Origin of the sequence: Limnospira sp. PMC 289.06, assembly GCF_032350395.1 — a bacterium.
Taxonomy (GTDB): Bacteria; Cyanobacteriota; Cyanobacteriia; order Cyanobacteriales; family Microcoleaceae; genus Limnospira; species Limnospira platensis.
Map to the genome: position 1 here is coordinate 1 of NZ_JARPLC010000339.1, position 1136 is coordinate 1136.

1 protein-coding gene and 1 pseudogene are annotated in these 1136 nt (G+C 48.9%); both read left to right on the forward strand.

Annotated features, from left to right (window positions below; genetic code table 11):
- Positions 1-288: 288 nt before the first annotated feature.
- Positions 289-585 (forward strand): IS1 family transposase, encoded by a 297-nt coding sequence (locus P5674_RS25000; RefSeq protein ID WP_286131406.1) that lies wholly within the window; start codon positions 289-291, stop codon positions 583-585.
- A 20-nt stretch (positions 586-605) separates the two neighbouring features.
- A pseudogene (locus P5674_RS25005) lies at positions 606-1076 on the forward strand (hypothetical protein); the annotation flags it as partial.
- Positions 1077-1136: the final 60 nt, after the last annotated feature.

Here is a 1136-nt window from a genome sequence, read left to right on the forward strand (position 1 = left end):
TCAAGCCGGAACATTCAGATTTCCTTAGTCATGGATGGTTGGCAGTGGTCGGATTGTTGGGATTAGGTTTCCCTCATGCCTTCCGTTCCCCGCTTCAATCTGACGGGTTGTGAATCCTGAAACTGGGGGTGGCTATCGCCGTTACTCTCAACGCCCTGATTTCTCAGTTTGTTTATGACCTTGAGTCCCCTGCCTTGCTTAGATTTCTCCAAGCGTCGGGACATATAAACAGTTATGGGATGGTCAGGAATGTGAATCCCTTATATTCCACCAAGGGGTGAAAGTCCCATTAGGAAGTTATTTCAGGCATTGCAGCCTTATTTGATTCCTAAACGTCTCGCACCTTTTTTTCTATATATTACGGACGGATACAAAGTTTATCCTTGCTTAATTGAGGATTGCAATCATCTAGTCAGCAAAACGGCTATGACAAGAGTAGAAGGAGAAAACTGCCGTCTGAGGCACTATTTAGCCAGGCTACATCGCAAAACTTTGTGTTATTCCAAGTCCACTGAGATGTTGTACAAATCAATTCGCTTACTTATCTATTATTTGAAGCATGGACAACTTCCTCCGTTCTCTTAATCATTCCTCACTGTGCAATACCAGACCGTTTTGATTTTCACGGGTGGATACGCAATCAAACGGGTTCGCTGGAACTGATTGAGCAGGCGGAAAACTGGACGAGTCCCCGGTTAGGGATTCGCTTTGAACTCATTGAGGAGCAGTTCACCATCTATCGTCCTGATGGTCAGCGATTTCTCACCCCCACAGAGTTAGCCAAACTCGCCGAACAGCAGCGTCAGGAAGCCGAACAGCAGCGTCAGGAAGCTGAACAGCAGCGCTTGGAGGCCCAACAGCAACGCCAGGAAGCCGAACAACAGCGTCAGGAAGCCCAACAGCAGCGCTTGGAGGCCGAACAACAGCGTCAGGAAGCTGAACAACAGCGTCAGCGGGCGGAGTTAGCGGAAACGCGGCTGCGGGAATTGGAGGCTCGCTTACAGCAACTGGAAGGCGATCGCTCTTTGTTGCTTGGGTTTCACCCAACATTTGTAGGTTGGGTGAAACGAGGGTGAAACCCAACATAACCGAGAGATGGTGGTGTTGGGTTCCGTTACCTCCACCCAACCTACTTA